This window comes from uncultured Faecalicoccus sp. (genome assembly GCF_944325745.1).
GTDB lineage: Bacteria > Bacillota_I > Bacilli_A > Erysipelotrichales > Erysipelotrichaceae > Faecalicoccus.
Genome location: NZ_CALVBG010000064.1, coordinates 1 through 6,518, shown reverse-complemented (window position 1 = coordinate 6,518; position 6,518 = coordinate 1). Strand labels below are relative to the sequence as shown.

7 protein-coding genes are annotated in these 6,518 nt (G+C 44.7%); 4 read left to right on the top strand and 3 right to left on the bottom strand.

Features of this window, described 5'->3' with window-relative positions; genetic code table 11:
• On the bottom strand, window positions 1-1,088 hold a 1,088-nt coding region (locus Q0J48_RS06180), incomplete at its 3' end, for a nitrilase-related carbon-nitrogen hydrolase (RefSeq protein WP_296242558.1).
• A 105-nt stretch (window positions 1,089-1,193) separates the two neighbouring features.
• A complete protein-coding gene (locus Q0J48_RS06175; RefSeq protein WP_296242556.1) occupies window positions 1,194-1,787 on the bottom strand; it encodes a LexA family transcriptional regulator in 594 nt (197 codons plus the stop codon).
• A gap of 140 nt (window positions 1,788-1,927) precedes the next feature.
• Between Q0J48_RS06175 and Q0J48_RS06170 the strand changes: the two genes are divergently transcribed.
• Window positions 1,928-3,187 carry a DNA repair protein gene (locus Q0J48_RS06170; RefSeq protein ID WP_296242555.1) on the top strand — a complete coding sequence of 420 codons (1,260 nt, stop codon included), beginning with the start codon at window positions 1,928-1,930 and terminating at the stop codon, window positions 3,185-3,187.
• Window positions 3,184-3,507, top strand: a complete 324-nt coding sequence (locus Q0J48_RS06165; RefSeq protein WP_296242554.1) for a YolD-like family protein — start codon at window positions 3,184-3,186, stop codon at window positions 3,505-3,507. The genes Q0J48_RS06170 and Q0J48_RS06165 overlap by 4 nt, the downstream gene beginning before the upstream one ends.
• 31 nt (window positions 3,508-3,538) lie before the next feature.
• Here the strand turns inward: Q0J48_RS06165 and Q0J48_RS06160 are convergent, their stop codons facing one another.
• Window positions 3,539-5,053, bottom strand: a complete 1,515-nt coding sequence (locus Q0J48_RS06160) for a 4Fe-4S dicluster domain-containing protein (protein WP_296242552.1) — start codon at window positions 5,051-5,053, stop codon at window positions 3,539-3,541.
• A gap of 139 nt (window positions 5,054-5,192) precedes the next feature.
• On the opposite strand from Q0J48_RS06160, the gene Q0J48_RS06155 reads away from it, so the two are divergent.
• Together Q0J48_RS06155 and Q0J48_RS06150 are read left to right on the top strand one after the other, a co-directional pair.
• Window positions 5,193-5,828 (top strand): HAD hydrolase-like protein, encoded by a 636-nt coding sequence (locus tag Q0J48_RS06155; RefSeq protein WP_296242551.1) that lies wholly within the window; start codon window positions 5,193-5,195, stop codon window positions 5,826-5,828.
• Window positions 5,821-6,518 (top strand): RluA family pseudouridine synthase (locus Q0J48_RS06150; protein WP_296242550.1); only part of this gene is annotated, 698 nt, incomplete at its 3' end. The genes Q0J48_RS06155 and Q0J48_RS06150, both read left to right, overlap by 8 nt.

Sequence of the window (6,518 nt, the reverse complement as noted above, 5' to 3'; positions counted from 1 at the left end):
AAAGCTAAAGTGGAATCCAATCCGCCGCTGATTCCCAATACGACACTGGAGCCATGGATCTTTTTAAGACGGGTCGCAAGACCTTGTGCCTGGATGCGCAAGATGGCCTGACAGCGTTCCAGTCTTTTTTCTTTTTGGGCCGGAACAAAAGGATAAGCATCAATAGGGCGCTTTAATTCGATGGATTCAATCGGCTGACTGCAGAATTCTACCATGTGGACCGGGCCTGACATTTCCTCTTGGCTGGTCTTGATATGAATGCGTTCTTGTTCTAAATGCTGCAGGTCGATCTCGGCTATGATGTGATCTTTCGCTTTTTGGAAACTGGATTCGGCCAAAAGTTTTCCATTTTCCGCAATCAAGTCATGACCGCTGAAAACAAGGTCGCTGGAACTTTCATCCGGGCCGGCACTGGCATAGACATAAGCTCCGTACGTTTTGGCACTTTGCTGGATCACAAGATCACGGCGATAGCTTTCTTTGGCGATGATCTCATTGGAAGCACTGCAGTTGCATAAGATATTGGCGCCTTTTAAGGCCAGACGAGAGCTGACCGGAATTGTTACCCAAAGATCTTCGCAGATTTCCACCCCAATGCAGGCCGATGTTGTCTTATCTTTAAAGACGATCTGATTCGATACCGGCACTTCTTTTCCGCCAAGGGTGATGGTTGCCTTTTCGGGAAGTTCTTTTCCGGAAGAAAACCATCGTTTCTCATAATATTCGTTATACATCGGAATATAAGTCTTGGCATAGATGCCCAGGACTTCGTGATCAAAACAAACGGCCGCACAGTTATAGAGCTTGTTTTCGACAACCAGCGGCAAGCCTACGATCACGACACGATTGTCCGGCATATGGAAAAGAATATCTTCCAGGGCGTGCAGACAGCCTTCCAAGAGAATATGTTCATAGAACAGATCTTGGCATGTATAACCGCTCAAGCTCAATTCCGGAAAAACAGCACATTGGGTATCCTTTGGCAGTTTATGAAGCAAGTCGATGATTGCCTGGGCGTTGGCTTTGGGATCTGCGATGGATACCGGAGGGGTGCAGGCAGCGACTTTATAATAAGAAAAACGTTTCATCGTATAATATACAGCGATCCAGGTTTGAAATCGTTGTGTTCCTTTCTTTTTTATGACCTGTTTATTAATAGTATACAAAAAATCAAGATTTCTCAAAAGAGACTGTTAATCAAAATCCGTGCGGACAAAGCGAACTTGTCCCAAGATCCGAACGGGAATTTCGGCGATTTCCTGCGGCGTGAAGTACTTGGGTTCATACTTCGGATTGGAAGCTTCCAGGATCATGAGATCGTTTTTATAGCGAACTTTCTTGACCGTGGCTTCGTCACCGACCAGGACGACCGCGATTTTTCCGTCCTCTACCGTATCGCATTGGCGGACAAATACCAGATCTCCGTCATAAATATGCGACCCTTCCATGGAATCCCCCTGGATCCGCAAGAAATAATCGCCGCGAGGTGCATCTTTTCCGTTGACTTCCACATAGCCTTCGATCAATTCCTGGGCAAAAAGATCGTATCCCGCTTTAACGGTCCCCAGAATGGGTTTTAAAGAGGATGTTTCTTCATGAAGAAGTCTTTCGACATCATATCCTAAAACACGGGACAGTTTTTGGAGCGTGCTTTTCTTAAGATCCGTACTTTCTCCGCCGATCCAGCGGTAGAGAGTCGAGGTGGAGACCCCGATGATCTTGGCCAGCTGGGCGTGATTCAGATCGTTTTCGATCTCATACCGGATCAATAATTCTTTGAGTGTCATATTTTCACTTCCTTGCGTTTATAATATCAAAAAAATCCATAATTTGCGAAAACAGAATCATAAAATTATAAAAAATTCCCAAATCTATCTTGTTTATGAGAAAACTTCAAATTAAACTTCAAGATAGAAGGGAGAACGAAATGGAAACCTCAAAAATTTATTTATGCATCGATCTAAAATCTTTTTATGCTTCGGTAGAATGTGTAGAAAGAGGATTGGATCCCTTTGAGATCAATCTTGTCGTTGCGGATCCAACCAGAGGAAAAGGGGCTATTACTCTGGCGGCTACCCCGGCAATCAAAAAGCTGGGCATCAAGAGCCGCGGTCGAATCTATGAGATCCCGGAGACGATTGATTATATCATCGCGATGCCCCGGATGCATCTTTATATGGAATATGCCGCCAAAATCTATGGGATCTTTTTGAAATATATCGCAAAAGAAGACATCCATGTCTATTCTATTGACGAGTCTTTCTTCGACATCTCTTCGTATTTATCGCTCTATCACACGACCCCCAAGGAATTGGCCCTTCGCATCGTGCAAGATGTATTTGCACAAACCGGGATCACGGCCTCCATTGGCATAGGAACCAATCTGTTTTTGGCCAAGGTTGCGCTGGATATTTTAGCCAAGCAATCGGAGGATCATATCGGTTTTTTGGACGAAGATCTCTTTCGTCAAAAATTATGGCATTATCAGCCAATCACTGATTTTTGGATGATTGCCCAAGGGACGGCACAGCATCTGGCTCGTTTAGGAATTCGGGATCTGTGGGGCATCACGCGGTTTCCCGAAGAGATCTTATATCGGGAGTTTGGTGTCAATGCGGAAATTTTGATCGATCACGCCTGGGGAAAGGAACCGGTACAAATTCAGGATATCAAAGCGTATCGTCCGAAAGGAAACTCAATTTCTTATTCCCAGATCTTGTTTTCGGATTATCCATTTAAAGATGCGTATTTGATCTTGAAAGAGATGGTTGACACCCATGTGCTGCGCTTAGTGCGAAATCATTTGGTGACGGATCATATCTCCTTGTTTATCGGATATTCAAAAAATATTCGCAAACCAAGCCGAGGGTCGTGCACGATCACGAATCGTACCAATTCTTATCAGATCTTAATGGAGGAATATCGTCTTTTATTTCAGCGGATCTGTGATCCTGCGTATCCGGTTCGTCAAATTGCGATCACGTTTGGACATCTGCAAGATGAAATGTATGAACAGTGGGACTTGTTTGCGGATCGATCGTTTCTGGAAAAAGAACACAAACTGCAAAAGACATTGATCCAGATCAAAGACCGGTACGGGAAGAACGCGGTTTTAAAAGGAATGAATCTGCTTGAGGCAGCGACGGCGCGTTATCGAAATACTACGATTGGAGGGCACCGGGCATGATGGATCGAAAGCAGCGGGCTTATATTTTTCAGTCTTTTGATGCCTTAAAAGGGTTTCGGGAACTGTTGAAAGAAAAAGAAAGGATCCAAGTACCGCCAAGGATCCTTTCAGAAGATGATCTGGAGGAACTGGATCGCAAGATCCACCAGGTCCGGGTAGGGGATATGCTCCAGATCGAGTACTGGGATCAAGGGGCGTATCTTCGGATGACCGGGAAAGTATCTTGTATCGATTTAGAAAACCGTCGTTTTCAACTGGTCAAGCAGAAGATCTTATTGGAACATATCGTGGATATTCAATTTATCGATCAAGAAAAATAGCCGATCTTTGATTCGATCGGCTATTTGATGTTTATTCCGTTAATTCCTGGAGGCGATGTCCGTATTCACTTTCATCTGAATTTTCTAAAGTGTTTTCCTGGGCATACTTTTTAACGGCTGCACTGGATTTTGCGATTGGCTGTAAAGTTCCGGCTCCTGCCACACAACCGCCAGGACAAGCCATACCCTCTAACAAGTAACCGTTGAGGCGTCCGGCTTTTGCCATCATCAACATGGTCTTACAGTTCTTAAGACCTTCGGCAGCCTGCACTTTGACATCGACTTCCGGATGTTCTTTGTTGATCAAAGATTTAACGGCTTTTGCGACACCGCCGCTGACCGCAAATTCACGACCGCGGTTGGATCCTTTGTTCAATGGATCGTTGGCTTCGATTTCTTCAAGCTTGACATCTTTGGCAACGAACATTCCCATGACTTCTTCAAAGGTCAAGACGAAGTCTACGTCGCTGCGTACCGATTTACGGCTGGCTTCCAATTTCTTGGCAGCACAAGGTCCGATAAAGACAACTTTACAATCTGGATCGTCTTTTTTGATCATACGGGCCGTCAAGACCATAGGCGTCAGCGCCATGGAGATATAAGGTGCGAATTGAGGGAATTGTTTCTTAGCCATGACCGACCATGCCGGACAACAGGATGTAGCCATCCAAGGTTGCTTTTCCGGAACTTTATCTAAGAAGTCCTCGGCTTCTTCGATCGTACAAAGGTCAGCTCCAATGGCAACTTCCACCACATCGGAGAAACCTAACTGTTTCAAAGCTGCCGTTAATTTTTCCGGGGTCACGCTTGGACCAAACTGGCCGACAAAAGCGGGCGCAACGGCTGCCACGACACGATGACCTTCTTTCATCGCATAGATTGTCTGGAAGATCTGCCCTTTGTCGACGATGGCTCCAAACGGGCAGTTGACAAGGCACATTCCACAGCTGACACATTTATCGTAATCAATCACAGCTTTTCCGTCTTCATCGCTGCTGATGGCATCCATTCCGCAGCTTGCGGCACACGGACGCTCGATCTTTGTGATGGCTTTATACGGACAAGCTTCCATACAGCGTCCACATTTGATGCACTTGTCTTGATCGATATAACTTCTTCCATCGACGATATGGATCGCATCCTTAGGACAAACTTCTGTACATTGATGAGATAAACATCCCTGACAAGCATTGGTCACAAACACTTTCTTTTCGGGGCAGGCATTGCATGCGAATTTAATAATGTTGATCAATGGATCATCGTAATATTTTTCTCCGATAGCGCTTTCTTCAATACCGTCGGAAAGAGCTTTGAATTCACCGGCATCCCGAGTCGGAAGACCCATTCCCAGACGAAGACGTTCACCAATGATGGCTCGCTCTAAGAAGATGCTGTTACGATAGGTGGCTTTATCACCCGGTAACAGTTCGTAAGGGATCTGTTCGATTCGTTTTGCCAAGTCATCACAATCTTCATAAGCCATGCTGGCGATGGCCGCAAAGACTTTTCGACGAAGATCGGTGACAGAATTATATATACCGCGCATAGTTCCTCCTTATTAGATTTCTTTTCTATACCTTTTTCATTATATCGGACAAATGGAATAAAAAAAAGAAAAATTGATAACAAATTCACAATGCGGTTTCGAATGAAGGAACATGCTATAATCAGGAAGGTGATCAAACATGAAACGAATCGTATGGGACTGGAATGGAACCTTATTTGATGATGTAGAACTCTGTCTGCAGTGCATCAATTCGGTACTGACTTCTCATCATTGTCAGCCTTTGCCGGATGTTGAAGCTTACCGAAACGTATTTGGGTTTCCCATTGAAGAATATTATAAAGCTTTAGGCTTTGATTTTTCCGTGACGCCTTTTTCACAACTGGCCAAAGAGTATATGGAAATGTACCAAAAACAAAGCTATCAGTGTCATTTGGTCGAAGATGCCCAACAAGTGCTGTCGCAAGTGCAGAAAGATCAGATCCATCAGACGATCTTATCGGCCAGTAAAAAAGACTATCTGGACCGCCAGATCCAGGCGGTGGGACTGCCGACTTCTTTTTTGGATGTATATGGGATCCAGGATATTTATGCCCGCAGTAAGTTAGCTTTAGCAAAACAGTATCAGAAAACTTGCCAGCCGGATGATGAGATCTGGTTTATTGGGGACAGTCTGCATGATCATGAAGTGGCAGATGCCTTGGGAGCGCATTGTCTGTTGGTCACAACAGGCCATCAATCCCGGCAGCGGCTTGCCAAGTCCGGTGTGCCGGTCTTGGATTCTTTAAAAGAATGCCTGGAGGTTATCTATGGTTGAGATCCTTGTCAAAGATAATGATGCCGGGCAGCGTCTGGATCGCTTTCTGCAAAAGACGTTTGCGTCTTTGCCGACTTCCATGATGTATAAAGGGATCCGCAATAAAAAGATCAAAGTAAATCGAAAACGCTGCGAACCCAAACAAATCTTATGTTCGGGAGATGTGATCTTATTGTTTCTTCCGCCCGAAGTCTTAACGGAACGATCCAAAAAACAGATTCGGGAAACGAAGCCCATCGAGGTGGTTTATGAAAATCAGGATCTATTGATTGTCAATAAACCCTATGGATTGCTGTCTCAAAGCGATCAGCCAACCTGGCAAGATACTTTAGTAGAACGAGTTCGATACTATTTGTGGAAAAAGAAAGAGTATGATCCGGAAAATGAAAATAGTTTTTCGCCTGCTCTTTGCAATCGTTTGGATCGAAACACCAGCGGACTTGTGATCGCGGCAAAAAATGCGAAAGCGTTACGGATCCTAAATGCGGCCATGGCAAAGCATAAGATTCATAAATCGTATAAAGCGCTGGTCCAAGGCACGTTTCAGGAATCGTTTCAATCGTATACATTTTATATCAAAAAAGAGCAGACGAAGGCGATTGTCTTAGATCATCCTTGTGCCGGCTACAAGAAAGCACAAATGGATGTATCCCGGATCGCTTTGGAAGGAGACGATACTTGGGTCGAGGT

Coding starts and splice junctions, on each gene's coding strand:
- Q0J48_RS06165 (WP_296242554.1), top strand. CDS start 3,184: ATGATGGATCGAAAGCAGCGGGCTTATATTTTTCAGTCTTTTGATGCC.
- Q0J48_RS06160 (WP_296242552.1), bottom strand. CDS start 5,053: ATGCGCGGTATATATAATTCTGTCACCGATCTTCGTCGAAAAGTCTTT.
- Q0J48_RS06155 (WP_296242551.1), top strand. CDS start 5,193: ATGAAACGAATCGTATGGGACTGGAATGGAACCTTATTTGATGATGTA.
- Q0J48_RS06175 (WP_296242556.1), bottom strand. CDS start 1,787: ATGACACTCAAAGAATTATTGATCCGGTATGAGATCGAAAACGATCTG.
- Q0J48_RS06170 (WP_296242555.1), top strand. CDS start 1,928: ATGGAAACCTCAAAAATTTATTTATGCATCGATCTAAAATCTTTTTAT.